At 75.3% G+C, this 26,475-nt stretch carries 21 protein-coding genes; 14 read left to right on the top strand and 7 right to left on the bottom strand.

All coding sequences use genetic code 11. From position 1 onward, the window contains the following. Positions 1-1,004 precede the first annotated feature (1,004 nt). Both BMZ16_RS06140 and BMZ16_RS06135 read right to left on the bottom strand, forming a co-directional pair. A complete protein-coding gene (locus BMZ16_RS06140; protein WP_089798611.1) occupies positions 1,005-1,187 on the bottom strand; it encodes a CstA-like transporter-associated (seleno)protein in 183 nt (60 codons plus the stop codon). 1 nt (position 1,188) lies between these two features. Then, positions 1,189-3,558, bottom strand: a complete 2,370-nt coding sequence (locus tag BMZ16_RS06135) for a carbon starvation CstA family protein (RefSeq protein WP_089798610.1) — start codon at positions 3,556-3,558, stop codon at positions 1,189-1,191. Between the two features lie 316 nt (positions 3,559-3,874). Between BMZ16_RS06135 and BMZ16_RS06130 the strand changes: the two genes are divergently transcribed. Then, on the top strand, positions 3,875-5,440 hold the full coding sequence (locus BMZ16_RS06130; protein WP_089798609.1) for a UxaA family hydrolase: 1,566 nt from the start codon (positions 3,875-3,877) through the stop codon (positions 5,438-5,440). 42 nt (positions 5,441-5,482) lie between these two features. Here BMZ16_RS06130 and BMZ16_RS19945 read toward each other — a convergent pair whose 3' ends face one another. After that, positions 5,483-6,439, bottom strand: a complete 957-nt coding sequence (locus tag BMZ16_RS19945) for an AraC family transcriptional regulator (RefSeq protein WP_177199599.1) — start codon at positions 6,437-6,439, stop codon at positions 5,483-5,485. Positions 6,440-6,567: 128 nt separating this feature from the next. Between BMZ16_RS19945 and BMZ16_RS06120 the strand changes: the two genes are divergently transcribed. The 4 genes from BMZ16_RS06120 (at position 6,568) to BMZ16_RS06105 (ending at position 11,574) form a co-directional block, all read left to right on the top strand. Further along, positions 6,568-7,242 carry an NAD(P)-dependent oxidoreductase gene (locus BMZ16_RS06120; RefSeq protein WP_089798608.1) on the top strand — a complete coding sequence of 225 codons (675 nt, stop codon included), beginning with the start codon at positions 6,568-6,570 and terminating at the stop codon, positions 7,240-7,242. Between the two features lie 109 nt (positions 7,243-7,351). Next, complete coding sequence (locus BMZ16_RS06115) at positions 7,352-7,534, top strand: hypothetical protein (protein ID WP_089798607.1); 183 nt, start codon at positions 7,352-7,354, stop codon at positions 7,532-7,534. Positions 7,535-7,591: 57 nt separating this feature from the next. After that, positions 7,592-8,008 carry a Fur family transcriptional regulator gene (locus BMZ16_RS06110; protein WP_089798606.1) on the top strand — a complete coding sequence of 139 codons (417 nt, stop codon included), beginning with the start codon at positions 7,592-7,594 and terminating at the stop codon, positions 8,006-8,008. Positions 8,009-8,118: 110 nt separating this feature from the next. Next, positions 8,119-11,574, top strand: coding sequence for a bifunctional proline dehydrogenase/L-glutamate gamma-semialdehyde dehydrogenase (locus tag BMZ16_RS06105; protein ID WP_089798769.1), 3,456 nt, complete (start codon positions 8,119-8,121; stop codon positions 11,572-11,574). Positions 11,575-11,578: 4 nt separating this feature from the next. Here BMZ16_RS06105 and BMZ16_RS06100 read toward each other — a convergent pair whose 3' ends face one another. Beyond that, on the bottom strand, positions 11,579-12,280 hold the full coding sequence (locus BMZ16_RS06100) for an NUDIX hydrolase (protein ID WP_089798605.1): 702 nt from the start codon (positions 12,278-12,280) through the stop codon (positions 11,579-11,581). An 80-nt stretch (positions 12,281-12,360) separates the two neighbouring features. Between BMZ16_RS06100 and BMZ16_RS06095 the strand changes: the two genes are divergently transcribed. Further along, the gene (locus BMZ16_RS06095; RefSeq protein WP_089798604.1) at positions 12,361-13,365 is read left to right on the top strand and encodes an SPFH domain-containing protein; all 1,005 of its coding nucleotides are present in this window, start codon (positions 12,361-12,363) and stop codon (positions 13,363-13,365) included. Position 13,366: 1 nt separating this feature from the next. Continuing rightward, complete coding sequence (locus BMZ16_RS06090; RefSeq protein ID WP_089798603.1) at positions 13,367-14,260, top strand: NAD(+)/NADH kinase; 894 nt, start codon at positions 13,367-13,369, stop codon at positions 14,258-14,260. A gap of 11 nt (positions 14,261-14,271) precedes the next feature. On the opposite strand, the gene BMZ16_RS06085 is transcribed toward BMZ16_RS06090, so the two are convergent. Further along, the gene (locus BMZ16_RS06085) at positions 14,272-14,487 is read right to left on the bottom strand and encodes a hypothetical protein (protein ID WP_089798602.1); all 216 of its coding nucleotides are present in this window, start codon (positions 14,485-14,487) and stop codon (positions 14,272-14,274) included. 124 nt (positions 14,488-14,611) lie between these two features. On the opposite strand from BMZ16_RS06085, the gene BMZ16_RS06080 reads away from it, so the two are divergent. After that, complete coding sequence (locus BMZ16_RS06080; RefSeq protein WP_255366380.1) at positions 14,612-15,244, top strand: sulfite oxidase-like oxidoreductase; 633 nt, start codon at positions 14,612-14,614, stop codon at positions 15,242-15,244. Further along, a complete protein-coding gene (locus BMZ16_RS06075; protein WP_089798600.1) occupies positions 15,241-16,044 on the top strand; it encodes an FAD-binding oxidoreductase in 804 nt (267 codons plus the stop codon). Before BMZ16_RS06080 ends, BMZ16_RS06075 begins: the two co-directional genes overlap by 4 nt. Positions 16,045-16,132: 88 nt before the next feature. On the opposite strand, the gene BMZ16_RS06070 is transcribed toward BMZ16_RS06075, so the two are convergent. Next, positions 16,133-17,560, bottom strand: coding sequence for an MFS transporter (locus BMZ16_RS06070; protein WP_089798599.1), 1,428 nt, complete (start codon positions 17,558-17,560; stop codon positions 16,133-16,135). A gap of 104 nt (positions 17,561-17,664) precedes the next feature. Beyond that, entirely contained in the window at positions 17,665-18,630 is a 966-nt protein-coding gene (locus BMZ16_RS06065) for a DUF808 domain-containing protein (RefSeq protein WP_089798598.1), read from the bottom strand. A gap of 114 nt (positions 18,631-18,744) precedes the next feature. Between BMZ16_RS06065 and BMZ16_RS06060 the strand changes: the two genes are divergently transcribed. The 5 genes from BMZ16_RS06060 to BMZ16_RS06040 all read left to right on the top strand — a co-directional run bounded on the left by BMZ16_RS06060 (position 18,745) and on the right by BMZ16_RS06040 (position 26,465). Continuing rightward, complete coding sequence (locus BMZ16_RS06060; RefSeq protein WP_089798597.1) at positions 18,745-19,314, top strand: MOSC domain-containing protein; 570 nt, start codon at positions 18,745-18,747, stop codon at positions 19,312-19,314. Positions 19,315-19,425: 111 nt separating this feature from the next. Further along, positions 19,426-22,734 (top strand): FtsX-like permease family protein, encoded by a 3,309-nt coding sequence (locus BMZ16_RS06055; protein WP_089798596.1) that lies wholly within the window; start codon positions 19,426-19,428, stop codon positions 22,732-22,734. Continuing rightward, entirely contained in the window at positions 22,731-25,529 is a 2,799-nt protein-coding gene (locus tag BMZ16_RS06050; protein WP_143082765.1) for a hypothetical protein, read from the top strand. The genes BMZ16_RS06055 and BMZ16_RS06050 overlap by 4 nt, the downstream gene beginning before the upstream one ends. A gap of 106 nt (positions 25,530-25,635) precedes the next feature. Beyond that, entirely contained in the window at positions 25,636-25,977 is a 342-nt protein-coding gene (locus BMZ16_RS06045; RefSeq protein WP_089798594.1) for a DUF2200 domain-containing protein, read from the top strand. A gap of 65 nt (positions 25,978-26,042) precedes the next feature. After that, a complete protein-coding gene (locus BMZ16_RS06040; protein WP_089798593.1) occupies positions 26,043-26,465 on the top strand; it encodes an SRPBCC family protein in 423 nt (140 codons plus the stop codon). Positions 26,466-26,475 lie beyond the last annotated feature (10 nt).

Here is a 26,475-nt window from a genome sequence, read left to right as displayed (position 1 = left end):
ATGCGGGAGATGCCCAGCTCCTGCGGGGACCGACCACCAAGCACTGCTCGGTGTCCGTTCCTCCCTGCTGGGCGGGCTCGCAGAACATTACGCGGGCGCCGAGCGCACGGTCAAATCCCGGCCGGGTGATGCGGACCACGGCGGTGCGACTGCCCCGACGGGCCTCAGGGCACGCGTCGCCCGGCTGCCCACAGGTCCACCGCCTGCGCGGCCGCACCGACGGCGATGTCGGCTCCATCCGTGTGACGGCGTGGTGTCCCGGCCGGAGGTCGTCCGCAGTCAGTGCAGCGCCCACACGCGGCGAGTGTCAGTGCAGCGCCCGCGCGCGGCGACGGCGCACGTCGCCGACAGGCCCGTCCGTGCAGACGTGATCCCCTCGCCTCAGCGCATGAAGAGCGCGCGCATGGCGCGACGATCGAAGGATCGGTGCGCGGGCAGCGCGCTCAGCCTTCTCCCCAGCTCCGCACGGAGGCGGCAGAGTCCTCCACCACCCTGATCCGCACCACGACGGAGGAGTGCCGGTCCCGCAGCTCCCCGCGGTCGGCGCCGCGCGGCACCACGCGTGGTCGAGCCCGCCGATGTCCGAGATGGGTATCGCCGTCGTGCCGCGCCGGGTCTGCTCCACGAGGCTGTCGCCGTCGATCCCGTGCCGCCTATCGGCAGCACGCGACGTAGACGACGCGCCGATGGACGCCGGCCGCCACGGTCCATCGAACGTGAGGACACGGATCGGGACTCCCCGCAGGGGGCCCAGTGCGGCGAGAGCGACGGCGTTCGCGACGCTCTCCTCCTCGCTCACGAGCTCCCGTCCCTGTGCGGGCACCGTTCACTCCTGACGTCGGTCGTCGAACCCTCGAACCCTGCCGCCGCTCCCCCGCCCCGGCGACATGACCGAGCTCGTCGTGCTGCCGGTGCTCGGCGTCCCCGAGGTAGCGGCAGGCGGGCGTGCGACGGATCCCGGACCCGTGTGCCCGTCACGTGTGCCCCGGGTCCGGGCTCTCGCCTCAGCAGCAGCTCTCGTGCGCCATGCGCTCGCGCGCGTCGTCGCGTGCCCGCCACCACTGGGCGCGGGTGAGCGGCGGGTGGTCGCCGTGGTGGGCGGCGTGCGCGGCGACGTACCGGTCGTACGCCGCCTCGCCCGTCAGCTCCCGCACGTACCACCGCACGGCACGGAGCACCCGCCTCATGTCAGTGCGACCCTCCCGTCACCAGCGTCGGATCGCCGACCACGGCGTACTCCGCCTCGACCTTGCGCTCGAGCGGGCTCGGCACCAGCAGCCCGGACGGTGCGTAGAAGTGGGACGGCTCGTCGGGGTCCTCGCTCGTGCCGACCTCGTCCCCGTGCGCCGCGCCGGACTTCAGCGCCTTGACCACCGCCACGACAGCGGTCGCCATGAGCAGCCCGACGAGGACGACGAACACGATCGACAGCGTGCCCTGGATGGCGGTGTTGCGCACGGTGGCCTCGGCGTCCGCGAGCGCCTGACCCTCGAGCCCGCCGGCCGCGATCCTGTCCTTGGTGGCGTCGTGCAGCGCCCAGTAGCCGACCGCCAGGTCGCTGGAGAAGATCTTCTGGTACGAGGCCGTGAAGGTCGTCGCGGTGTCGAACGCCAGCGGCACCAGCGGGATCCAGGCCCACTTCACGTAGCCCTTCTTCACGACCATCACCGTGACGATCGTCAGCGCACTCGCGGCGATGAGCTGGTTGGCGATGCCGAACAGCGGGAACAGCGTGCGGATGCCGCCGTTGGGGTCGGTGACGCCCATGAGCAGCAGCGAGCCCCACGAGGCGACGACGACGCCCGTCGTGAGCCACGACCCGAGACGCCAGCCCGGGTCCCGGAACCTCGGCACCAGGTTGCCGATGGCGTCCCCCAGCTGGAAGCGCGCCACGCGGGTCACCGCGTCCACCGCGGACAGGATGAACAACGCCTCGAACATGATGGCGAAGTGGTACCAGAACGACATCATCGCCTTGCCGCCCACGACGTTGTGCATGATGTTCGCCATGCCCACCGCGAGCGTCGGTGCGCCGCCCGTGCGGGACACGATCGACGGTTCGCCGACGTCCTCGGCGACCTGCTCGAGGGCGGCGGCGCCCGTGAGCGTGACCTCCTCACCGTCGACGACGGACTCCCACGAGACCACCGGCTGGTCGCCGGCCGGGTCCGAGACGCCGAGGTTCGCGATGGCGGCGGCAGCGTTCTCCTCGGGCGTGGCGTCGGCCGAGTACTCCGCGCCGGCCGTCTTCTCGATCGACGCCGGGGACATGTTCATCGAGAAGTAGATGCCCTGGTTGAGCGACACCGCGGCGGCCAGCGCCATGATGGCGACGAACGACTCCATCAGCATGCCGCCGTACCCGATCATGCGGACCTGCGACTCCTTCTGGACCATCTTGGGGGTGGTCCCGGAGGCCACCATCGCGTGCATGCCGGACAGCGCGCCGCAGGCGATGGTGATGAACAGGAACGGGAACAGCGCACCGGCGAACACCGGGCCGTCGGTGTTGAACGCGAACTCGGTGACGTCGGGCATCTGCGCGATCGGCCGCACGACGACGATGCCGACGGCGAGCAGCAGGATCGTGCCGACCTTCATGAAGGTCGACAGGTAGTCGCGTGGTGTGAGCAGCAGCCACACGGGCAGCACGGCGGCGAAGAACCCGTAGACGACCATGCAGACGACGAGCGTCGTCGGGGTGAGGTGGAAGAAGTCGCCCCACGAGGACTCGGCGACGTAGCGCCCGCCGACGATCGCCGCCAGCAGCGCGACGAACCCGATGACCGACACCTCGGTGACGCGGCCGGGGCGCAGGTACCGCAGGTACAGGCCCATGAGCAGCGCGATCGGGATGGTGCACCCGACCGAGAAGACGCCCCACGGGGACTCGGCCAGGGCGTTGACGCAGACGAGCGCGAGCACGGCCAGGACGATCATCAGCATGACGAACACGACGACGATCGCGACCGTGCCGCCGAAGCGCCCGATCTCGTCGCGCGCCATCTGACCCAGCGACCGACCGCCCCGACGCATCGAGTAGAAGAGCACCAGCATGTCCTGGACGGCGCCGGCGACCACGACGCCGAGGATGATCCACAGCGTCCCGGGCAGGTAGCCCATCTGCGCCGCGAGCACGGGTCCGACCAGCGGCCCCGCACCGGCGATGGCGGCGAAGTGGTGCCCGTAGAGCACCCGCCGGTCGGTCGGGTCGAAGTCCCGACCGTTGTTGATGCGCTCGGCCGGGGTCGCCCGCCGGTCGTCGGGCCGCATGATGCGCCGCTCGATGTACAGCGCGTAGAACCGGTACGCGATCGCGTACGTCGACACCGCGGTGACGACGAACCAGATCGTGTTGACCTCCTCGCCGCGCACGACGGCGAGCATCGTCCAGCCGCACGCCCCGAGCAGCGAGATGGCCACCCAGAGCGCGACCTTCGCGGGTGTCCAGCGTGGCTTCTCGACGACACCGACGGGTACCCCGGCGTCGTCGCGCAGGATCTCTGCCTGTTCCTCCGGCGTGTACTCGGGTACGCGCGGCTCTTGCGTGGTCGTCATGTCAACTCCGTCGGTGACAGGGATGCGGCCGTCATCGCCCGCCTGACGGCCTTGAGCACCCCCATCGTGGAACCAACCCGACGATCGCGCACGGGACCCACGTCACTCGTGCCGCACCGGGACCCGTGCCTGCGGATCGGCACCTCGCCACGGGACGCGCACGGACGGGTTCGCGTGCCGTCCGCCGCGGACCCGCCTGCCGGCCTCCCGCGCCCGAGCCCCGCGCCACCGGCCCGCGCGCGCCCGACCATCGACGCCACGGGCCCGCCGTGGCACGATGTAAGCGTTTTCCCGTCCGCCGACCGCAAGGAACCCGGTGTCCCTCGCCACTCCCGGGCGCTCCGGCGCCGCGACGTCCGCGCAGCCGCGCACCGCCCTCCTGCTCGCGCCGGGCGACGACGTGGCCGTCGCGGTCACCGACGTCGCGGCGGGGACCCCCGTGGCGGTCGGCGACACCGTCGTCACGGCCGCGGGCGCCGTCCCCCGGGGCCACAAGCTCGCGGTCCGTCCCCTTCCCGCCGGCACCCGGGTGCACAAGTACGGCCAGGTCATCGGCCGCACGACCGCGGACGTCGCGGCGGGCGCCCACGTGCACGCCCACAACCTCGGCATGGACTCGGTGGCGCACGCGTACGAGTTCGGCACGGCTCGCGTCACCGTCCCCCCGGCGACGAGCACCCGTACCTTCGAGGGCTTCCGGCGCGCCGACGGCCGCGTCGGCACGCGCAGCTACGTCGGCATCGTGACGTCGGTCAACTGCTCGGCGTCCACCGCCCGCATGATCGCGGACCAGTTCCGCGGGCCGGTGATGGACGCGTGGCCGCACGTCGACGGGGTCGTCGCACTGACCCACGACTCGGGGTGCGGGCTGGTTCCGGAGTCCGAGGGCGGGCAGGTGCTGCGCCGCACGCTGCGCGGCTACGCGTCGCACCCCAACGTGCAGGGCCTGCTGGTGCTCGGCCTGGGCTGCGAGATGCTCGCCGTCCAGGGGCTGCTCGCGGACCTGCCGGCGTCCCCCGACACGCTCGTCGAGCACCTGACCATCCAGGACTCCGGCGGCATCCGGGCCACGGTCCGCGCGGGCGTCGCGGTCGTGCGGACCATGCTCGACGACCTCGAGAGCCGCCGCCGCGTGACGGTCCCGGCCTCCGAGCTGGTCCTCGGCCTCAACTGCGGCGGCTCCGACGGGTACTCCGGCATCACCGCCAACCCCGCCCTGGGACGCGCGTCGGACCTGCTGGTCGCCCAGGGCGGTACGAGCGTGCTGGCGGAGACGCCCGAGGTGTTCGGGGCCGAGCACCTGCTGACCCGCCGCGCCGTCAGCGAGGCCGTCGGGCGCCGCCTGCTCGACCGCATCGCCTGGTGGCAGGACTACCTGACCCGCGGCGGCGGGACGCTGGACAACAACCCGTCCCCCGGCAACAAGGCCGGCGGGCTGACCACGATCCTCGAGAAGTCCCTCGGCGCGGTCGCCAAGGGCGGCACGGCCGAGCTCACCGCGGTGTACGAGTACGCCGAGCCGGTCGTCGACAAGGGCTTCACCTTCATGGACACCCCGGGCTACGACCCGGTGTCCGTGACCGGCATCGTGGCGGGCGGCGCGACGGTCGTCGTCTTCACGACCGGCCGCGGGTCCGTGCTCGGTGCCAAGCCCGCCCCGTGCGTGAAGGTCGCCACCAGCACCGAGATGTACGAGCGGATGCGCGAGGACATGGACCTCGACGCGGGACGGATCGTCACGGGCGCGGCGACGATCGACGAGGTCGGCGGGGAGATCCTCGACCTCGTGCTCGCCGTGGCCTCGGGGCGCGCCACCGTCAGCGAGGAGCTCGACCTGGGCCGCGACGAGTTCGTGCCCTGGCAGCTGGGGGCGGTGACGTGAGCGGCGCCGCGGTCGACGGCACCACCGGCACCACCGGCACCGTCAGCGTGACACCCCGTCGCCGCGGCGCCGCACGGCACCGGGTGACCGCCCCGTCGCCCGCACGAACGCACGGCTGAAGGCGGCGGCGGACCCGTACCCGGCGGCAGCGGCGGCCTGCGCGACGCCGTCGCCGCGGGCGAGCCTGTCGGCGGCCACGTGCATGCGCCAGGCCGCCACGTACCGCATCGCCGGCACACCCACGACCTGCGTGAACCGTGCCGCGAACGCCGACCGCGACATCATCGCCTCCCGCGCGAGCGCCGCGACCGTCCAGGGCCGCGCGGGGTCCCGGTGCACGGCCGCGAGCGCCGCGCCGACGTCCGGGTCGCGCAGGGCGCCGAGCCACCCGGTGGCCGGCTCCTGCGCGTCGAGCCACGCGCGGACCGCCTGGACGACCAGGACGTCGGCGAGCCGCGTGAGGACCGCCTCGCCGCCGGGCCGCGGCTGTGCCAGCTCGGCGGTCATGAGCTCGAGCGTCCGCGTGACCCACGGCGCACCGGCCGACCGGGGCACGTGCAGGACCGCCGGCAGGAGGTCCAGCAGCGGGCGGGCCGCCGGGCCGTCGACGGTGAGGACGCCGCACACGAGCTGCGTGCGATCCCCCCGGCCCTCGTGCCGCAGCACCGAGTAGCTCTCGGTGACGTACTCCTGCGGCAGCAGGTCGACCCGCCCCAGCGACGGCGCGGCGAGGTCGCTCGCGAGCAGGTGCCCCCGCCCGTGCGGCACGAGTGCGAGGTCACCCGCGCCCAGCCGCAGCGGCGGCGCACCGGTCACCTCCACCCAGACCTCGCCCTGGGTGACGACGTGGAAGGCGAGGCAGTCGCCGAACGCCGGCATGTCGACCGCCCACGGGCCGGCGGCCTCCGTACGGCAGTAGAAGACGCCCGCCACCCGCAGCCGGTGCAGCGCCTCACCGACCGCGTCGGGTGCGACGCGGGGCAGGGCGACCGGGCTCACGACACCTCCACCAGTGGACGATCAGTCATGCGGCAGCGACTCCCGAGCATAGACCGTCCATTGGCCCGCTGATTCGCTGGGGGCAGTGGCCGGACGTACCGGACGGCCCACACACCCCGGAGGTCACCATGCAGGTACTCGTCGTCGGAGCCACCGGTGGGTCAGGACGGGCCGCCGTCGCCGAGCTCGTCGCGCGCGGCCACACCGTGACGGCGCTGTCCCGGCACGGGTCGACCCTCACCGGGCCGGGCGTGCACGGGACCGACGGGGACGCGACCGACGCCGCCACCGTGGACGCCCTCGTCGCCGGGCTGGACGCGGTCGTCGTGACGCTCGGCATCAGCGAGAGTCCCGTGCGCGTCCGCCTGCTCGGCCCCGCCCGCACACCTGCGGACGTCCGATCGCGCGGCACCCGGACCGTGGTGGACGCCATGCAGCGGCACGGCGTGCGCCGACTCGTCGTGCAGACGTCCTACGGCGTCGGGGCGACGCGCCCGCTGCTGCCGCTGGTCAGCCGCGTGGTCTTCGCCGTGCTGCTCGCGCCGCAGATCGCGGACACCGAGCGGCAGGCGCGCATCGTCCACGACAGCGGCCTGGACTGGGTCGAGGTGCAGCCCGTCAACCTCGTCGACACGGACATGCCCGGGCCGGCGTTCGCGTCGGTGACGGGTCAGCAGCGCGGGCTCACCGTGTCGCGCGCACAGGTCGCCCGCTTCCTCGTGGACGCGGTGGAGGACGACGCGTACGTGCGCAGCGGCGTCGCCCTCTCGCACGGGCCGGCGCGGGCCCGCGTCCCACGTTGAGGCCTGCACCACCCCCGCTCATCGCGGCGCGGCGGGAGGCCGATGCACCGGTGCGACCCCCGACGACGGCGCCGACCCGCACGCAGCGGACGAGCGTCGCCACGACCTGGTGACGCTGCTGGGTGCCACGGGGATGCTGATGACCGCGGCGGCGTGCGGCGCGATCGTGCAGGTCGCCTGGATCTACCAGTCGTTCGGGCCGGGACTCGGCCCCGCGCCGATCCTGGATCGGCTCCTGGCGAACCTCGTCCGCTACACCCGCGAAGGATTCTCATCTACCGTGTCCCGTTGAGAACACGCCGGGGCGCGAGCAGGGGCCGTCCGGGCAGGACGCTCGGGAGGTGCGGGCATGGTCGGACAGCGGGTGACGCGGCAGCGGGTCGCGATCGCGGAGCTGCTCGAGGACGTCGACGAGTTCCACAGCGCGCAGCAGATCCACCAGATGCTGCAGCAGCGTGGGCAGGAGATCGGCCTGGCGACGGTGTACCGCACCCTCAACGCGATGGCGGAGAAGGGTGACCTCGAGGTGCTGCTGCAGCCCACCGGCGAGCACACCTACCTGCGCTGCGAGCCGCGCAGCGAGCACCACCACCACCTGGTGTGCCGCGCCTGCGGCCGCACGGTCGAGGTCGCCGCGCCGGAGCTCGAGCAGATCGTCGACGCGCTCGCGGCCGGGCACGACTTCACCGACGTCGAGCACTCGATCGACTTCGTCGGCACCTGCCGCGACTGCGCACGCGCCGGCCGCAGCCACCCCCCGGCCTGAGGACCGCGGCACCCGCCCTCCGGCCCGTCGCTTCCCCCGGCGGGTCGCACGTCCCGATACTGGCGGCACACCGCACCACCCCCGCGGTGCACCCGAGCAGCGAGGACGCCATGACCGACACGTCCACCTCGCACGGCGGCACGACCGCCCAGGACCCCGCCGCGCACGTCACGGAGGTCGTCGCGCTCGTGCGGCGCTGGCTGCGGGAGGCGGCCGACCACCCGGTGGACCCGTCGGCCGCGCACCTCGCGGCACTCCTGCGCGGCGACGACGGGCTGGCGTTCGCGGTCGGCTTCGTCGACGGTGTCGTCCGCCCCGAGGACCACGCCGTCGCGGCCCGCCGCCTGCGCGAGCTCGCCGCGCGCCCCCCGCGGTTCCTGGCGCCGCACCTGCGGGCCGCGGTGCGGACGGGCGGCCTGGTCGCCCCGGGACTGCCGCACGTCGTGGTCCCGGTGGCGCGGCGCGTGCTGCGGCACATGGTGGGGCACCTGGTCGTCGACGCGACCGACCGCCGCCTGGGCCCGACGATCGCACGTCTGCGCACCGACGGCACCCGCCTCAACGTCAACCTGCTCGGGGAGGCCGTGCTGGGGCGGCGCGAGGCCGCGCGCCGCCTCGCCGGGACGCGTCGGCTGCTCGCACGCGACGACGTCGACTACGTGTCGGTCAAGGTGTCCGCCGTGGTCGCACCCCACGCGCCCTGGGCCTTCGACGCCGCCGTGGACGACGTCGTCGCGCACCTGACGCCCCTGTTCGAGCAGGCGGCGACCTCCCCCACCCCGAAGTTCGTGAACCTCGACATGGAGGAGTACAAGGACCTCGACCTCACCGTCGAGGTGTTCACGCGCCTGCTCGACCGCCCGGGGCTGACGGATCTGGAGGCGGGGATCGTCCTGCAGGCCTACCTGCCGGACGCCCTGCCGGCCATGCGGCGCCTGCAGGAGTGGGCGGCGGCCCGCCGCGCGCGCGGCGGCGCGGGCATCAAGGTCCGCCTGGTCAAGGGTGCGAACCTGCCGATGGAGCAGGTCGAGGCCGAGCTGCACGGCCGGCCGCTCGCCACGTGGGGCAGCAAGCGGCAGACCGACGCGCACTACAAGCGTGTGCTGGACTGGGCGCTGACCCCCGAGCGCGTCGCGAACGTGCGTCTCGGGGTGGCGGGGCACAACCTGTTCGACGTCGCGCACGCGTGGCTCCTGGCCGGTGAGCGGGGCGTGCGTGACCGCGTCGAGGTCGAGATGCTCCTGGGCATGGCGCCCGGGCAGGCGGCTGCCGTGCGCCGCGACGTCGGCAGCCTGCTGCTGTACACCCCGGTGGTCGCCCCCCGGGAGTTCGACGTCGCGATCGCGTACCTCGTGCGGCGCCTCGAGGAGGGCGCGTCGAGCGACAACTTCATGTCCGCGGTCTTCGACCTCGCGGACGACGAGGCCCTGTTCGACCGCGAGCGCACCCGCTTCCTGGCAGCGCTGGAGGACGTCACCGCAGCCGTGCCCGAGCGGCACCGCGTCCCCGACCGGCACGCGGCCGTCCCGCCGTCGGCGCCCGGCGCGTTCACCAACACGCCCGACACGGACCCCGCGGTCCGCGAGAACCGGGCCTGGGTGCGCGACCTGCTCGCGCGCGTGCCGACGTCCCGGCTCGGCGTCGCCGGGGCGCAGGCGGCGCAGGTGACGGACGGTCGCGCGCTGGACGCGCTGCTCCGGGACGCGCGCGACGCGGGCCGGACGTGGGGCGGGCGGTCGGGGGCGGAGCGCGCCGCCGTCCTGGACCGCGCCGCCGACGCTCTGGAGGCCCACCGCGCCGACCTGCTCGAGGTCATGGCCGCCGAGGCGGGCAAGACCGTGGACCAGGGCGACCCCGAGGTCTCCGAGGCGGTCGACTTCGCGCACTGGTACGCCGAGCTCGCCCGCGGCCTGGACCACGTCGACGGCGCGGCGTTCGTGCCGGACGCGCTGACGCTCGTCGCTCCCCCGTGGAACTTCCCGGTCGCGATCCCCGCCGGGTCGACGCTCGCGGCGCTGGCCGCGGGCTCGGCCGTCGTCCTCAAGCCCGCACGTCCCGCCGAGCGGTGCGGCGCGGTGCTCGCCGAGGCCCTGTGGGAGGCGGGTGTCCCCCGCGACGTGCTGCGCCTGGTGCAGGTCGACGAGGACGCCCTCGGCCGCGAGCTCGTCGCGCACCCCGCGGTGGACCGGGTGGTCCTCACCGGTGCGTACGAGACGGCCGAGCTGTTCCGCTCGTTCCGCCCCGACCTGCCGCTGCTGGCCGAGACCAGCGGCAAGAACGCGATCGTCGTGACGCCGTCTGCCGACCTGGACCTGGCGGTGCGCGACGTGGTCGCCTCGGCGTTCGGCCACGCGGGGCAGAAGTGCTCGGCGGCCTCGCTCGTCGTCCTGGTGGGATCGGTCGCGACGTCGCGACGGTTCCGCTCGCAGCTGCTCGACGCCGTGTCGTCGCTGGTCGTCGGGACGCCGGACGACGCGCGCACGCAGCTGGGCCCGCTGATCGCGCCCGCCGGTGGCAAGCTGCTCACGGGCCTGACGGACCTCGAGCCCGGTCAGGCGTGGGCGCTGGCCCCCCGCCGGATCGACGACGCCGGCCGGCTGTGGGCTCCCGGCGTCGTCACCGGGGTGCGGCGCGGGTCACGGACCCACCGCACCGAGTACTTCGGCCCGGTGCTCGGCGTCATGACCGCCGCGACGCTGGACGAGGCGGTCGACCTGGTGAACGACGTCGACTACGGGCTGACGTCGGGCCTGCACAGCCTGGACGCCGACGAGATCGCCACGTGGCTCGACCGCGTGCAGGCGGGCAACCTGTACGTGAACCGCGGGACCACCGGCGCGATCGTGCGCCGTCAGCCGTTCGGCGGGTGGAAGCGCTCGGCCGTGGGCCCCGGCGCCAAGGCCGGTGGCCCGAGCTACCTGGTCGGGCTGGGGTCGTGGACCTCGGCACCCGCGACGAGCACGGCACCCGTGGCCCCGGCGGCGGCCGCGCTGGTCGCTGCGGCCCGCGCGGAGCTGGCCGGCCCGGACGCCGACCGCGTCGAGCGCGCGGCACGCAGCGACGCCGCCGCCCGGTCGGACCTGTTCGCGTCCCGCGACGTCAGCGGGCTGGCCTGCGAGCGCAACGTGCTGCGCCACCTGCCCGTGGCGGAGCCGGTGCTGGTGCGGCAGGCCGGGGACGCGCCGCCGGTCGACGTCGTGCGGGTGCTGGCGGCGGCCGCGGCGGCCGGGGCGCGGGTCGTCCTGTCGACCCCGGTCGACCTCCCACCCCGCCTCGCGGCCGCCGCGTCCGCGCTCGGTGCCGTGCACGTGGAGGACGACGCGGGGTGGTCCGCCCGCGTCGGTGCGCTGCCGGGCGGTCGCGTCCGGCTCGTCGGCGGCAGCGCGGCGGAGGTCGCCCGGGCCACGGGCGGGCGCCCCGACGTCGCGGTGTGGGACCACCCGGTGACCGAGGCGGGCCGTGTCGAGCAGCTGCCGTTCCTGCGCGAGCAGGCGGTGAGCGTCACGGCGCACCGGTTCGGCACGCCGCAGGACCTGACGTCGCGGGCGCTGCCGCTGGGGCGGTGACGCGTCAGTCCCGTGTGATCGGCGGGTGCAGGGTGGCCACGTCACCGAGCCGGTAGAGGGTGGCGGGGCGACCCCGCCCCTCGGAGCGGGTGCGCCCGGTGTCGACCAGCAGGCCCGGCACGCCGGTGACCTTGCGGTGGAAGTTGCGCGGGTCCAGCGCGCGGCCCCACACCGCCTCGTAGACGCGCCGCAGGTCGGCGACCGTGAACTCCGGTCCGCAGAACGCCGCGGCGAGCGGGCTGTACTCGAGCTTGGCGCGGGCACGCTCGAGCCCGTCGGTCAGCACGCGCGCGTGGTCGAACGCGAGGGGCAGGCGCTGCGCGTCGGTGACCGGCACCCAGGCGGCGCGCGCGGCGTCGCTGCCCGCGTGCGGCTCGGGCAGGTCGGGCGCGAGCGCCAGGTAGGCCACCGAGACGACCCGCATGCGGGGGTCGCGGTCCGGGTCGCCGTAGGACGCGAGCTGCTCGAGGTGGCCGGGGACGTCGCGTACCCCCGTCTCCTCCGAGAGCTCCCGCTCGGCCGCGGCGTCGAGCCCCTCGTCCGGGCGGACGAACCCGCCGGGCAGCGCCCAGGCGCCCCGCCACGGGTCGGCTCCGCGCTCGACGAGCAGCACGTGCAGGGCCCCTCCCCGCAGCGTGAGGACGACGAGGTCGACCGTGACCGCGAACGGCGGGTAGGAGGCGGCGTCGTAGCCGGCGGGCGTCATACCGCCACCATATCTCGTCAGGTTGACGAGATACCAGGCCCTCGTTTATCGTCCACGTGACGACAAAAAGAGGAGGAGACATGGCGACCATCACGCGCTACCCCGGGGTGCGGCACCTGCGTTCGACCCCCACCGCCCACGTCATGCAGCTGCGGGACGGCGCGCTGCGCCGCTCGGGGGTCGGCCTGGCGTTCTGGTTCCGGCCCCTGACGGCCGTGCTGTCGGAGGTCCCTGTCGACGACCGCGAGCTGCCGCTCGTGGCGCACGCCCGCACCGCCGACCTGCAGGACGTCACGGCGCAGGTCACCGTCAGCTACCGCTTCGAGAACCCCGAGGTCGTGGCCCAGCGCCTCGACTTCAGCATCGACCCCACCACCGGCCGGTGGACCGGCGAGCCCCTGCAGCAGGTCGGGCAGCTGCTCGGCGAGCTGGCCGCCGGCCACGTCATGGACGCGCTCGCCGGTGCCACGCTGCGCGAGGCCGTCTCGTCGGGCGCCGGCCCGCTGCGCCAGCAGGTCACCGCGGCACTGGTGGCGGACAAGCGTGTGGCCGCCACGGGCCTGCGGGTCCTCGGCGCCCGCATCAGCTCGGTGCGGGCCGACGCCGACCTGGAGCGCGCCCTGCAGACGCCGGCACGGGAGGCCGCGCAGTCGGAGGCGGACCGGTCGACGTTCGAGCGCCGTGCGCTGGCCGTCGAGCGGGAGCGGGCGATCGCGGAGAACGAGCTCACCAACCGCATCGAGCTGGCGACCCGCGAGCAGCACCTCGTCACGCAGGAGGGCACCAACGCCCGCACCCGCGCCGACGAGGCCGCGGCCGCCGCGCTCATCGAGGCCCGCAGCCAGGCCGAGCGTCGGCAGCTGCACGCCACCTCGACCGCCGAGGCCACCCGGCTGCAGGGCGAGGCCGAGGGCGCCGCCGAGCGTGCCCGCATGGCCGCGCTCGCCGACGTCGAGCAGGGCGTCCTGCTGGCCGTCGCCCTGCGCGAGCTGGCCGCGCACCTGCCGGCGATCGGGCAGGTGACCGTCACACCCGACATGCTCACCGGGGCGCTGAGCGCGCTGACGACCCGGCGGGGTGAGTGACGTGCCGCTCGCACCCCGCGCGGTGGTGGTCCACCGCCGCTCCGAGCTCGAGGAGCTGGTGGACCGCCACGGCACCCGCGGTCAGGTCGAGTTCTTCCTGCGCAGCCGCGGCCGGGACCTGGCCGACGTGCAGGACCGCCACGACGCCCTCGCCGAGGCGCTGCGCACCGTCCGGGCGGCCGTGCCGACGGACTGGCGGCGCGGCGACGTCGAGCGCGGGGACCTGCACCGGTTCGCGTTCGACCCGCAGGACGTCTGCCTCGTCGTCGGACCCGACGGGCTGGTCGCCAACACCGCGAAGTACCTGCGCGACCAGCCGGTCGTCGGTGTCGACCCCGAGCCCGGGCGCAACGCCGGGATCCTCGTGCGGCACGTCGCCGCACAGGTGGCCCGCGTCCTGGCGGACGTCGTGGGCGGGTCCGCGCGCGTCGAGGACCGTGCGCTCGTGCGTGCGACCCTCGACGACGGCACGTCGCTCGACGCCCTCAACGAGGTGTACCTCGGCGACAGCGGTCACCAGTCGGCGCGGTACCGGCTGACGTCCCCCGACGGCGACGAGCGGCAGTCGTCGTCGGGGGTGGTCGTCACCACCGGGACCGGCGCGACCGGCTGGGCGACGTCGCTCGCGCGCGGACGTGACGACACCCCTCCCCTGCCTCGGCCGACCGAGCTCACGCTCGCCTGGTTCGTGCGCGAGGCGTGGCCCTCACCCACCACCGGCGTCAGCCGCACGGCGGGGCTCCTGGCGGCCCGCGAGGAGCTGACGGTCGTCGTCGAGTCCGACGCGCTGGTGCTGTTCGGCGACGGCCTGGAGGCGGACCGGCTCACCGCGACCTGGGGCCAGACGGTACGGCTGGGCCTGTCGGAGCGGCGGCTGCGGCTCGTCGCACGCTGACGACCGAGCCGTCAGGCGTCGGGGCCGTCGTCCCGTGCCACGAGGTACACGCGCCCCGACGCGTCCCGCACCCGCTCGAACCCGCCGCGCAGCTCACCCTCGCGCGCCCGCTCGGCGTCGTTCGTGCCACGGCCGGGGATGCGCGGGTCGGTCACCTGCGCGGGTCCCACGAGGTGCTTCGCGAGCCATGCCGTCGCATCGAGGCGTTCCTTGCGCTGCCTGGCCACATCGCTCCGTTCGTGCACCGGTCGTCCGGTACCCACTATGCCACCGGGGTCCCGGGCGACGGCGGCCGTGACCCCGGGCCGCAGGGGGTGTCGCGCGGTGCACCCGCGGGTGTTCCATGGTCCCGTGACGCCGAGCGACGCATCGGGCGTGGACCCGACGGGCCTGACCCCGGGATTCCGGGGCCGTCCCCGTGCGTCCGGCGTCACCCTGCCGCCCGGGCAGTACGCGGTGCACGACTTCCCCGTGCTGTCCGCCGGGCCGACACCGAACGTCGACACCGCGCACTGGCAGCTCGAGGTCCGCACCGAGGACCACGCGACGTTCCGGTGGTCCTGGTCCGACCTCATGGCCCTCCCCCAGGACGACGCCGTCGTCGACCTGCACTGCGTGACCCGCTGGTCGAAGTTCGGCACCCGCTGGCAGGGCGTCAGCCTCGACGTGCTGCTGGCCGATGTGCCCTCCGTCGCGCAGTACGCGCTGGTCGGCTGCTACGGCGGCTACACCACGAACCTGCCGCTCGCGGACCTGCTGGGCGGCCGCGCGTGGATCGCGCACACCTACGACGGGCGCCCGCTGGACCCCGTGCACGGCGGCCCCGCCCGGCTGCTCGTGCCGCACCTGTACCTGTGGAAGTCCGCCAAGTGGGTCCGCTCGCTCACCCTGCTGCACGACGACCAGCGCGGGTTCTGGGAGAACTACGGCTACCACGACTACGGCGACCCCTGGCGCGAGCAGCGCTACCAGGGCGACCCGTGACGGACACGGCCGCCACCGCGACGACGCCGGGCCCGGCGCCGCTCGGCGAGCGGTTCGCGTGCGCGGGCGGCTGGTGCACGGCGACGGTGGTCGACGCGCGGCCGGAGACCGCCACGTCCCGCACGCTCGTGCTCGACGTGCCGGGCTGGCCTGGCCACCGCGCCGGGCAGCACGTGGACCTGCGGCTGACGGCCGCCGACGGGTACACCGCATCGCGCGCGTACTCGGTGAGCGCCCCGACCGACCCGGGCGCGCCCGGGCGCGTCGAGGTCACCGTGCAGCGGGTCACGGGCGGGGAGGTCTCCCCCTACCTGGTGGACGACCTGCCCCTGGGTGCCGGCATCGAGGTGCGCGGACCGGTCGGAGGCTGGTTCGTGTGGGAGCCCGGCACCGCGGGTGGCGCGCCGGTGCTGCTGCTGGCCGGCGGCTCCGGCGTCGCTCCGCTCGTCGCGATGGTGCGCGCCCGACGCGCCGCCGGGGACCGCACACCCTTCCGCGTCCTCTACTCGGTCCGCATGCCCACCGACGCGCTGTTCCTCGACGAGCTGACCGCCCCGCTCCTGGACGGCGTCGACACCGAGGTGTGGTTCACCCGCGCCGCTCCCCCGGACGCCCCGCGCGCACCGGCACGCATCGGGCTGCGCGACCTGGCCCGGCACGGGTGGCCGGCCGACGTCGCGCCGGTCTGCTACGTCTGCGGGCCCACCGGGTTCGTCGAGGCGATGACCCGCATGCTGCTCGTGCTGGGGCACGACCCGCGCTCGGTGCGCGCCGAGCGCTTCGGACCGTCGACGGACTGAGCCGACCGGCGAGCTCCTGCGCTGCGCCCGGGACGTCCCGCCGCGGCGGCCCTGCACGGCCTCCTCGGGGTGCTGCACGCCCCGGTCGTCACGTGCCCGTGCTGCCGCCCGCGGGCACGGCGCCCTCGACCGCCGCCGTCACGGGACGCGCGGGCAGGAGGACGGCGGCGACGAGCCCGACGACCCCCGCGACGGCCAGCGCCACCATCGCCAGACCGTACGACCGGTCGGCGATCTGGGCGACGAGGATCGTGCCGGCGACGGCCGTGCCGAGCGACGAGCCCAGGTTGGACACGCTGCGGGACAGACCCGAGATCTCCCCCTGCTGGGCGTCGGGGAAGCTCGACTGGACCACGTTGACGGACGGCGTCAGCATCACACCCACGCCCAGGCCGATCAGCAGCAGCCCGGGGGCGAACGCCCAGGCGCTGGGCGACCCGGCGACCAGCGTGAGCAGCACCGCGATGCCGCCGAGGGTCGTGAGGAACCCGACGAGGATGAGGTTCCGCTGCGGGTGCCGCTTCGCGAGCCGCTCCGCGGCGAGCGAGGAGACGAGGATGCCGAGCGTCGCGGCGGTGAAGATCACGCCCGTCTGGATCGCGTCGTAGCCGCGGACGACCTGGAGGTACGTCGCCACGACGAACGACGTGCCGATGAGGATCAGCCACTGCACGTTCTGGGTGACCATGCCGAGGTTCGACGTCCGGCTGCGGAAGAGGCTGGTGGACAGCAGCGGCTCCCGCCCCGCGCGCTCCATCGCGCGCACGTGGACGAAGAACCCGACCAGGAGGAGCACACCGACGCCCATGAGGGCCGCCATCGCCCCGACGTCGTCGTCGGCCAGGAGGATCCCGCCGACCAGAGCGACCAGCCCTCCTGCGGAGAGCACCGAGCCCAGCGTGTCGAACGGCCGGGTCGGGTCGGCCGGGACCGGGTCGTGCATCCGGCGGCTGAGGACGATGATGACCACGATCACCGCGGCCTGGAAGACGAACGCCGCGCGCCAGCTGATCGCGGACGTGATCAGACCACCGAGCAGCGGCCCGGCGGCGGCACCGATGCCCCCCATGCCGCTGATCATCCCGAACGCCTTGGCCCGCGACGTCGTGTCGTGGAAGTACATCGTCGTCAGGATGTACACCGGCGGGATCAGCAGCGCCGTCCCGACACCCTCGAGGATCGAGTTGCCGAGGACGAGCGCCCCCAGTCCGGGTGACACCGCACTGAGCAGCGCCCCGACGCCGTAGAGGGTCAGCCCGACGAGGAAGCACCGCTTGCGCCCCCAGCGGTCCGTCAGCTTGCCCCCCGGGATCATCAGGGCCGCCATCACCAGCAGGAACAGCGTGATCGCCGTCTGGACGCCCTTGACCGTGGTGTCCAGGTCCTGGCTGATGTCCGTGATCATCACGTTCATGTTCGACCCGGCGAAGCTGCAGATGAACTGGGCCAGGGCGAGCGGCACCAGCACCCGGCGCGCCGCGCGCGTCGAGTCCCCCGTCGCGGCACGTTCCGTCATGGCACGACCCTTCGTCCGCCGGTGGGAGTCCTCACCGCCGATCGCACCGCACCGGACGGGTCGCGCGCCTCACACCTCCGGGGTGAGACCGACGACGGGCAGCGTCAGTGCGCGGCCGCAACGCCGGCCGCGTCGCCCCGGTGCCGCCACCGGTGCACCTGGTGCACCACGAGCACGACCACCGCTCCCACCACCACGCCGAGCAGCGCCGACGCGGCGGTGTTGACCAGCCACGCGAGGAACCCGCCGACGCCGGCCATGCCGTGCACGGCCTCCTCGAGGTGGTGGACCACGTCGTACAGGCCGTGCCACCCGAGCTCGTCGATGCCGACCAGCAGGATGTGCCCGCCGACCCACAGCATCGCGGCGATGCCGACCGTGGACAGCACGGCGAGCACCTTCGGCATCGCGGTGACGAGCCCGCGCCCGAGCGCCGCCGACGCCCCGTTGCGCGTCTGCGCGAGCCGCAGCCCGATGTCGTCCATCTTCACGATCAGCGCGACCACCCCGTAGACCACGGCCGTGATGGCGAGCGCGACGACGACGAGGATGATCGCGCGCGAGAGCAGGGCCTCGTCGGCGACCTCGTTGAGGGCGATGACCATGATCTCGGCGGACAGGATGAAGTCGGTGCGGATGGCGCTGCCGACCATGCGGGACTCCGCCTCGGGCCCCTGCTCCGGCGCGGTGACCTGCGGCTTCTCGTGGTGCTTGCCGCTGACCGCCTCCCACAGCTTCTCCGCGCCCTCGAAGGCGAGGTAGGTGCCGCCCACCATGAGGATGGGCGTGAGCAGCCACGGCAGGAACTGGCTGAGCAGCAGCGCCGCGGGGAGGATGAACAGCAGCTTGTTGCGCAGCGAGCCCTTCGCGATCTTCCAGATCATCGGCAGCTCGCGGTTGGCCGTCACGCCCTGGACGTACCGCGGCGTGACCGCGGTGTCGTCGATGACCACGCCCGCTGCCTTCGCGCTGGCGCGTCCCGCCGCCGCGCCCACGTCGTCGACCGACGCCGCCGCCAGCTTCGCGAGCGTCGCGATGTCGTCCAGGAGCGCCGCCAGACCGCCAGCCATGTGCCACCTTCGTCCGTGCCGTGACGGCGCACCGGTGGGCACGCCAGGGCACAGAGTAGGGCCGCGCGGGGGCGTGCGCGCGCGTCCGTCCCGGGCGTCGGTGAGACTCGTCGCGTGGACCCGCTGCACCGGTACGACGTCGAGATCCTGCACCTGCTCGTGTCGCCGGAGCACGCGTACGTCGGACGGCCGCGCGACGGTGCCGCCGACGTCCCCACGCGCGACGCGGAGCAGGCGCGGGTCGTCGCCGACAAGGGCGTCGTCGGGGACCGGTTCTTCGGCAAGGCCGTGCACCTGGACGCCTCGGTGACGCTGATCGCGGTCGAGGCGCTCGACGCGGTCGCGGCCGAGCTCCGGGTGCCACGGTTCGACCCGATGCTCGCGCGGCGCAACGTCGTGCTCCGGGGCGCGCACCTGACCCCCCTGGTCGGCCAGGAGGTCGTGCTGGAGTCGGGTGGGGACGCCGTGCGGCTGCGCGTCGGACGGTTCGCGAACCCCTGCGCGTGGATGGACCGCGTGCTGGCACCCGGGGCGCACCCCGCCATGCGCGGCGGTCGTGGGGGCGTGCGCTGCCGGCCGCTCACCGACGGTGTGCTGCACCGCGGGTGGGCCGTGCTGGTGAGCCCCGTGCCGCTGGATCCCGCGCGGGCCGGTGACCGTCTGCCTCGTCCGGTGCTGCCCTGACGACCCGAGGCCCCAGGCGGGAGCTGCTCGCCGGCTGACCGTCGCGGACCCGCGGTCCGCGCGCGTACGGTACGCGGTGGTCGTCGCGATGCGGCGGCGGCCGACGTCCGCGTGACGGTGACGGGGGACGACGTGCCGCAGACGACGACCGGGCGGGTCCGGGCGCTGATCGTCGCACCGTCCTCGCTGCTGCGGCGAGGGGCCACGCAGGCACCGTTGCTCGCCGCGCTGCTGGCGGTCGTCGTCGCCGGCGCGGCCCTGCTGGGCACGTGCGCGCTGCTCCTGACCACCGGTCAGGAGGCCGGGCTCGACACCGCCCTGCGGCGCGCCGAGCCGCGTGACGTCGCGGTCGAGGTCACCTTCCGTCTCGACGGTGGCGACCCGCGGCCTGCGGCCGACGCCACGACCGCCGCCCTGACCGACGCCCTGGAGCCGGTCCGCCCGACGCTCAGCACCTGGCTGACGTCGGCGGTGCGCCCCCTCGTCGGGGGCGCACCCGGTACCCACGGGTACGTCGTCGAGTCGGCCGAGCTGCGCGCGCACGCGGACCTGGTGGACGGGCGCTGGCCGCGAGCCGCGCGGACCGGCCCGCAGGAGGTCGCGGTGCCCGTCGCCGTCGCGGACCACCTCGGCGTGGCACCCGGCGCGTCCCTCGTGCTGGACACGCTGCGCGACGGTCGGCCCCGCGAGCCGGGGGCCGGCGAGCAGGCGGTGCCGCTGGTCGTCGTCGGTGTGTTCGCTCCCGCGCCCGGCACGGACGGCACCTGGGAGCGGGACCTGCTGCACGGGCTCGGGGTCGACCCCGCGTGGCGGCTGCCGACCGCGGGCGTCCAGGCCGTCGTCACGACCCTGGGGCCGTTCGTCGCGGCGGAGGGCGCGCTCACCGGGTCGACGGTGGCCGCCGAGCGTGTCTCCGTGGTCGCTGCTCCCCACCTCGCCGGGACGAGCGGCGCCACGCGCGCCGGCCTCGCGCAGGCCGTGGCGGACCTCACGGCCGACGTGCGCGGCTCCCTGCGGGACCGGGTGTCCCAGCTGCGCGTCCGGACGGACCTCGTGCGGACCGTCGCGGCGGCCCAGGCGCAGGCGAGCGTCACGCGCTCGTCGCTGGTCGTGGTGTCGCTGCTCGGCGGTGCGCTCGCCGGCGCCGCGCTCGCACAGGCGGGTCGCCTGGTGACCGCGCGGCGGGCCGACGAGCAGCGCCTGCTGGTGGCGCGCGGAACGTCCCGCGCCCAGCTCGTCGTGCGGGCCGCCGCCGAGGCTCTGGTGGTCGCGCTGGTGGGCGCCGTCCTCGCGATCCCCCTCGCGGCCGCCCTGTTCCGTGCCCTGGCACCTGCGGGCGCCGGCCGGTCGGGCGGCGAGCCGGCGGGGGGCGGTGTGACGTCCGTGCTCGTCGCGACGGTCGTGCTGACCGCCGTCGTCCTGGCCGGGGTCCTCGTCGTCCCGTCCGCCCGCGGCCCCGGCCACGGCACCCGGCGGACGGGTGTGCGTGGACGGGTGGCCCGCACGAGCGTGGAGCTCCTGCTCGTGGCGCTCGGCGTCGTGGGGTACCTCCAGCTCCGCGGCGGACCGTCCGCCCCGGTCGGGGGCGTCGATCCCGTGCTCGTCGCCGCACCGCTGCTCTGCCTCGTCGCCGGGACGGCCGTCGCGCTGCGCGTCGTGCCACTGGTCGCCCGCGGCGCGGAGGCCCGGGCGCGGCGGTCTCCCGGCCTGGTCGTCCCCCTGGCGTCCTGGGGGGTCGCGCGGCGCGAGCACTCCACCGGGGCTGCGGTGCTGCTCGTCCTGGCCACCGCCGCTGCCACGTTCGCCACCTCGCTGGGTGCCACGTGGGTCACGTCCGCGCAGGACCAGGCGGACGCTCGGGTCGGCGCCGACCTGGCGGTCGAACGGTCCGCCGCACCGCCGGTCGGCCAGGCGCGGGCACTGGCCGCCCTCACGGGCGCGGAGGTCCTGCCCCTCACCGACCGCGAGGTCACGCTGGGGTCGGCGGACCTCACGACGCGGTTGGCAGCGCTCGACACGACGCGCGCGCAGGAGGTGCTGCGCGGCCGCCCTCCGGCCGGCACCACGTGGGGCGACCTGCCGGCCGCGCTCGCCCCCACCGGGGCCGTCCACGGCATCGGACTGCCGCCCGACGCGCACGCCGTCGGGCTCACGGTCTCCGGTACCGCCGACGGCCGACGTCCCACTCCCCTTCCCGGGCTCATCGTCGTGCCGACGGTGGTGGTCGAGACGGCCGGCGGTGGCCGCCAGGCGCTCCCCGGCGAGCCCGTGCCGCTCGACGGGACCCCGCGAGCCCTGACGGTGCCCCTGCCCACCGTCGCCGGCGCGGAGGCTGCCGGGGACGTCCAGGTGGTCGCGGTCGACCTGCGCGTCGGCACCGACACCGGGCATGACACCGCGCGGCTGCCGTCCGCGACGGTGCCGCTGGAGGTCGACGTCACCGTGGTCACCGACGCCGACGCGACCGTCGACGGCTGGTCGGCCGTGGTCGCCGCCGACAGCACCGACCGCCTGCGGTCCCCCGACGACGTGGCGACCCGCTGGGACGCGACCGGGGTGACCGTCACGGGGCGCGCGGCCCTCGTACCGATCTCCCTGCTCACGGGGGACGCAGGCCTCGTCCTCACCGCGTTCGACCCTCCCCCGGACGTGCCGGTCGTCGTCAGTGGAGAGCTGGCGACGCGCATCGCGGCCGTGCCGGGCGACGCGCTGTCGATGCAGGTCGGCAGCGGGACGCTCGTGGCACGGGTGTCGGAGGTCGCACCCGCCCGCGCCGCCTTCCCCCGCGGTGCCGAGGTCCTCGCCGACCACGACACCCTCACCCGCGCAGCCGTCGCCCAGGGCTCGGCGCCGGACCTGGTCGACGCCTGGTGGGTCGTCGGCACGGCCGACCCGCGGACGGCGGCCGCGCAGGTCGCGGCGGCGGGGCTGGGGCAGCCGGAGACGCGGCTCGGCCTGGCCGCTGCCCTTCGTGACGACCCGCTGGCGGCGGGCGTCCTGCTCGCGCTGCGGCTGCTCGTCGTCACGGCCCTCGTGCTGGCCGTCGCCGGCACCGCCCTGCAGACGGCTGCGGCGCTCGACGCCCGCGCGCTGGACGTCGCGCGGCTGCAGGGCATGGGCGTCCCCCGGCGTGCCGTGCTGGGGAGCCTGCTCGTCGAGCACGGCGTGGTCGGCGTGCTCGTGGTCGCTGCCGGCGGCGGCGTCGGCTGGCTCGTGGCACTGACGGTGGGGCCGCTGCTCGTCGTCGCGCCGTCCGGGGAGCCACCGGTCCCGCCCCCCGTCCCGGTGTGGTCCTGGCCGACCCAGCTGCTGCTGCTGGTGCTGCTGGTCACGGCGTGCGCCGTCGTGGTCGCTCCGGTGGCCGCGCGGCTGGTCCGGCGCGCGACGGCCGCGCACCTGCGGCTGGAGGCCGGGTCATGAGCCGCCGGGGCCGTCACCGGCAGCACCGTGCGCTCCGTCGGCCGGGGGTCAGTGGGGCGGGGCTCGTCGGCCGGGCGCGGGCGGACCGGTGGCCGCTCGCGCTGACGACGCTGGTGGTGGCGCTGGCCGCCTTCCTCGCGTGCGCCGTGCCCCGCCTGGTCGCCGCGACGGGACGCGACGCCCTGCACCACGCCGTCCGGGAGGCCGGTCCGCGCACCGACGTGACCCTGCGACGTGCCGTCGAGGAGGACGCCCTGCAGCCGCGCACGCTGCACGAGGAGCTGGCGGCGAGCGCCCGCGAGGCGGCCCGGACCGCCCGCGACGGCATGGCCCCGGACCTGGGCCACGTGCTGACGGCACCCGTCATCACCCTGGCGACGCTGCCGCTGCAGGTCACCGCCTCGCGGAGGGGGCTGGACACGCCCGTGCTGCGGACGGCGTTCGTCGACCGCGACGGCCCGCCGGACGTCACGTGGGTCGCCGGCCGCGCGCCCCGCGCGACCCTCACGGCGCGGGACGTCGTGGCCCGGGACCCGGCCGCACCCGTCCCGGTGGAGGTCGGCCTGTCGCAGGAGGTCGCCGCGGCCCTCGGAGCCCGCCCCGGGGACACCCTCGGCACCCGCAACGACGTGCGGTCCTCCGCGGTCATCGCCCTGGACGCCGTCGTGAGCGGGGTCTTCCGTCCGGACGATCCCGACGACCCGGTGTGGACGACCGTGCCGGGCCTGCTGGAGCCACGCACCGTCGGCACCTTCCTCACCCGGCAGACGCAGCTCGCGGGCCTGCTGTCCGACGACTCGCTGCCCGCTGCGGTGCTGGCGATGCCCGCCGGGACGACCACTCGTGTCACCACGTTCCGCGCCGACGTCGACGCCCTGCGGCAGGACGACGTCCGGGCCGTCGCCGCCGAGGTCGCGGGGCTGCGTGCGGCCGCCGAGACGACGACGACGCCCGGCGCGTCACGGACCACCGTCACCACCGAGCTCGACACCGTGCTCCTCGAGGCACACGCCCGGTTCGCGGCCGCCGTCGGGCAGACGTCGGTCCTCCTCGCGGGCGTGCTGGTGGTCGTGCTGCTCACCGTGCTGGTGACAGCCGGCCTGCTGCTGCGGCGACGGGCGGCCGTGCTGTCGACCTACCGGGCCCGCGGCGCCACGCTGCCGGCGCTCGCGCTGGAGCTCACGGCCGAGTCGGCGGCCGTCGTCCTCGTCGGGGGTGCGGTGGGTGTCACGGCCGCCGGTGCCGTCGTCCCGGGGCCCGTGCCGTGGGGGTGGCTGCTCCCGGTCCTCGCGGTGGCGGTGCTCGCACCCCCCGTTCCGTCCGTGCACGCTGCGGCCCGGGCGACGGGCGGGCGCCGCGTGGCCGCGGACCGGGCGGAACGGTCCGCGGGCGAGAAGGACCGGCAGGCGGGACGGTTGGCCGTCGAGTCCGTCGGCGTGCTCGTGGGGATCGGTGCGCTGGCGGCGCTGCAGGTCCGGGGCGTCACCTCCGGCAGAGCGGGCACGGACCCGCTCCCCGCGCTGGGCCCGACGCTGGGCCTGCTGGCGGGGGGCGTCGTCCTGCTGCGCGTCCTGCCGCTGCTGCTGCGACACGCGGTCCGCACGACGGCGCGCCGGCGCGGCCTGGTGCCGGTGATCGCCACGGCACGGGCCCAGGCGACCGCGGGCGCCGTGACGCCGTTCCTCGCGCTGACGGCGGCCGCCGGGCTCGTCGCGTTCGGCACGACGTTCGTCACCACCGTCCAGCAGGGCGAGGCCGACGCGTCGTGGCTCGCCGTGGGCGCGGACGTCACCGTCGTGGCCGGACCGGACGCCGGTCTCGACGCGGTGGCGGCGGACCTGCGCGCGCAGGACGGTGTCACCGGTGCGCTGACAGGCCGCGTCGACGAGCACGCCCAGGTCTTCGGCCCGTGGGGAGGCCGGCCGGTGCGGCTGGTGGTGGTGCCGGGCGTCGACGCCGCGGCGCTCCTCGCCGGCACCCCCCTGTCCGGCACCGGGAGGCTGGCCCGGCTGGACCCGCCCGGGCCGGGCAGCATCCCGGTGCTCCTCAGCGAGGGTCTGCGCGCCGGAGCGGACGACGAGGTCGTCCTGGCGTGGGACGGGGATCGGGTCGACCTCACCGCGGTGGGCACCGCGCCGGCATCGGTGACCGGCGGCGAGGACACCGTGGTGGTCGACGTCGCGACGTTGGGCGCAGTGCTCGGCACTCCGGTGCTGCCCGACCGGCTGTGGGTCGTCGGCCCCGGTGCGCAGCACGCGGTCGAGGTCACGACCGGGTCGGTGCCGGCGCTGGACGGCGCGAACGTGACGACCCGCAGCGGGTGGCTCGCCGCGCACCGCGCCGAACCGCTCACCGCCGGCGTGGTGCGGCTCGCCTCCGGTGCCGTCGCCGTGCTGCTGGTGCTCGGAGCACTGGTCGTCGTCCTGGCGGGCGCCGCAGGCGCCCCGCAGCGCGGCGCCACGCTGGCCTCGCTGCGCACGCTCGGGCTGGGCGGGGCCGCGGCACGAGCCGTGACGGCGGGCGAGATGCTCCCGGGGACCCTGCTGGCGTCCGCCGGCGGTGCGGCGCTCGGCGCGGTCCTGTCCGCGACGACCACGGGCGCCCTCGCGCTGCGCCTGGTCACCGGGCAGCCCGCGGACCCGCAGCCCGTCCTCACGTCCTGGGCCGCCGTCCCGGTCGTGGTCGCCGCGGTCACGGTGGTCGCGCAGGCGTGCCTGGAGTCGTCGCTCCGGCGCCGGGAGCGGCTGGGCGAGGTCCTGCGCGCGGGCTCACAGGGGCCGTTCGTCCCGCGGTGAGCTCGACGGCAGGAGGCACCTCGGGTGGGTCGATGCGCTCCGGGAACGTCGTGGGCCCTGGACCGACCGTCGGCTCACGTGGACGCGCCAGGGCTACGCTCGGCCGATGAGTCGCATCTTCACCACCGCCTTCGGCGCGGTGTACCCGCTCTACGTCGCCAAGGCGGAGCGCAAGGGGCGGACGCGCGCGGAGGTCGACGAGGTCCTCACCTGGCTCACCGGCTTCGACGAGCGCATGCTGCGCGAGCACGTCGAGGCCGGGACGACGTTCGAGGACTTCTTCGCGCAGGCGGACCTGAACCCGGCGGTGTCGCTCATCACCGGAACCGTCTGCGGCGTCCGCGTGCAGGACGTCGAGGATCCCCTCATGCGCCGCATCCGGTACCTCGACAAGCTCGTCGACGAGCTGGCCAAGGGCCGGCCGATGGAGAAGATCCTGCGCTCCTGAGCCGCGGCCGCCGGACGACCCCCGCCGAGGAGAGATCCGACGGCGGACGCGCCAGGATGGAACGCATGGAGCAGAGCACCACCGTCGAGATCGCGGCGCCGCCCGAGCGCGTGTGGCAGGTGATGACCGACGTGGAGCGCTGGCCGGGGTGGACACCCACCATGACGTCGGTGCGTCGGCTCGACACGGGCCCGCTGCGCGTCGGGAGCCGCGCGCGGGTCACCCAGCCGCGCCTGCCGGGCTCCGAGTACGTGGTCACCGCGCTGACCCCGGGACGCTCCTTCACGTGGGTGGCGACCAGCCCGGGGGTGCGGACGACCGCCCGGCACGAGGTCGCACCGCTGGGCGAGGGGACCCGTGTGCGGCTGTCCGTGACGCAGCACGGCTGGCTCGGTGCGGTCCTGGGACGCGTCTACCGGGGGCTGACGGACCGCTACCTGGACCGGGAGGCCGCCGGGCTCAGGACGCGGTGCGAGCAGCAGGGCTGAGTCGGAGGGC

Source organism: Cellulomonas sp. KH9, assembly GCF_900114185.1.
In the GTDB taxonomy this organism is placed as follows: domain Bacteria; phylum Actinomycetota; class Actinomycetes; order Actinomycetales; family Cellulomonadaceae; genus Cellulomonas.
The sequence above is the reverse complement of the archived record's forward strand: the minus strand, read 5'-3'. Positions and strand labels throughout refer to the sequence as shown.

Coding starts and splice junctions, on each gene's coding strand:
- BMZ16_RS06135 (WP_089798610.1), bottom strand. CDS start 3,558: ATGACGACCACGCAAGAGCCGCGCGTACCCGAGTACACGCCGGAGGAA.
- BMZ16_RS06100 (WP_089798605.1), bottom strand. CDS start 12,280: ATGACGCCCGCCGGCTACGACGCCGCCTCCTACCCGCCGTTCGCGGTC.
- BMZ16_RS06140 (WP_089798611.1), bottom strand. CDS start 1,187: ATGAGGCGGGTGCTCCGTGCCGTGCGGTGGTACGTGCGGGAGCTGACG.
- BMZ16_RS06050 (WP_143082765.1), top strand. CDS start 22,731: ATGAGCCGCCGGGGCCGTCACCGGCAGCACCGTGCGCTCCGTCGGCCG.
- BMZ16_RS06105 (WP_089798769.1), top strand. CDS start 8,119: ATGACCGACACGTCCACCTCGCACGGCGGCACGACCGCCCAGGACCCC.
- BMZ16_RS06095 (WP_089798604.1), top strand. CDS start 12,361: ATGGCGACCATCACGCGCTACCCCGGGGTGCGGCACCTGCGTTCGACC.
- BMZ16_RS06110 (WP_089798606.1), top strand. CDS start 7,592: ATGGTCGGACAGCGGGTGACGCGGCAGCGGGTCGCGATCGCGGAGCTG.
- BMZ16_RS06120 (WP_089798608.1), top strand. CDS start 6,568: ATGCAGGTACTCGTCGTCGGAGCCACCGGTGGGTCAGGACGGGCCGCC.
- BMZ16_RS06070 (WP_089798599.1), bottom strand. CDS start 17,560: ATGACGGAACGTGCCGCGACGGGGGACTCGACGCGCGCGGCGCGCCGG.
- BMZ16_RS06065 (WP_089798598.1), bottom strand. CDS start 18,630: ATGGCTGGCGGTCTGGCGGCGCTCCTGGACGACATCGCGACGCTCGCG.
- BMZ16_RS06040 (WP_089798593.1), top strand. CDS start 26,043: ATGGAGCAGAGCACCACCGTCGAGATCGCGGCGCCGCCCGAGCGCGTG.
- BMZ16_RS06045 (WP_089798594.1), top strand. CDS start 25,636: ATGAGTCGCATCTTCACCACCGCCTTCGGCGCGGTGTACCCGCTCTAC.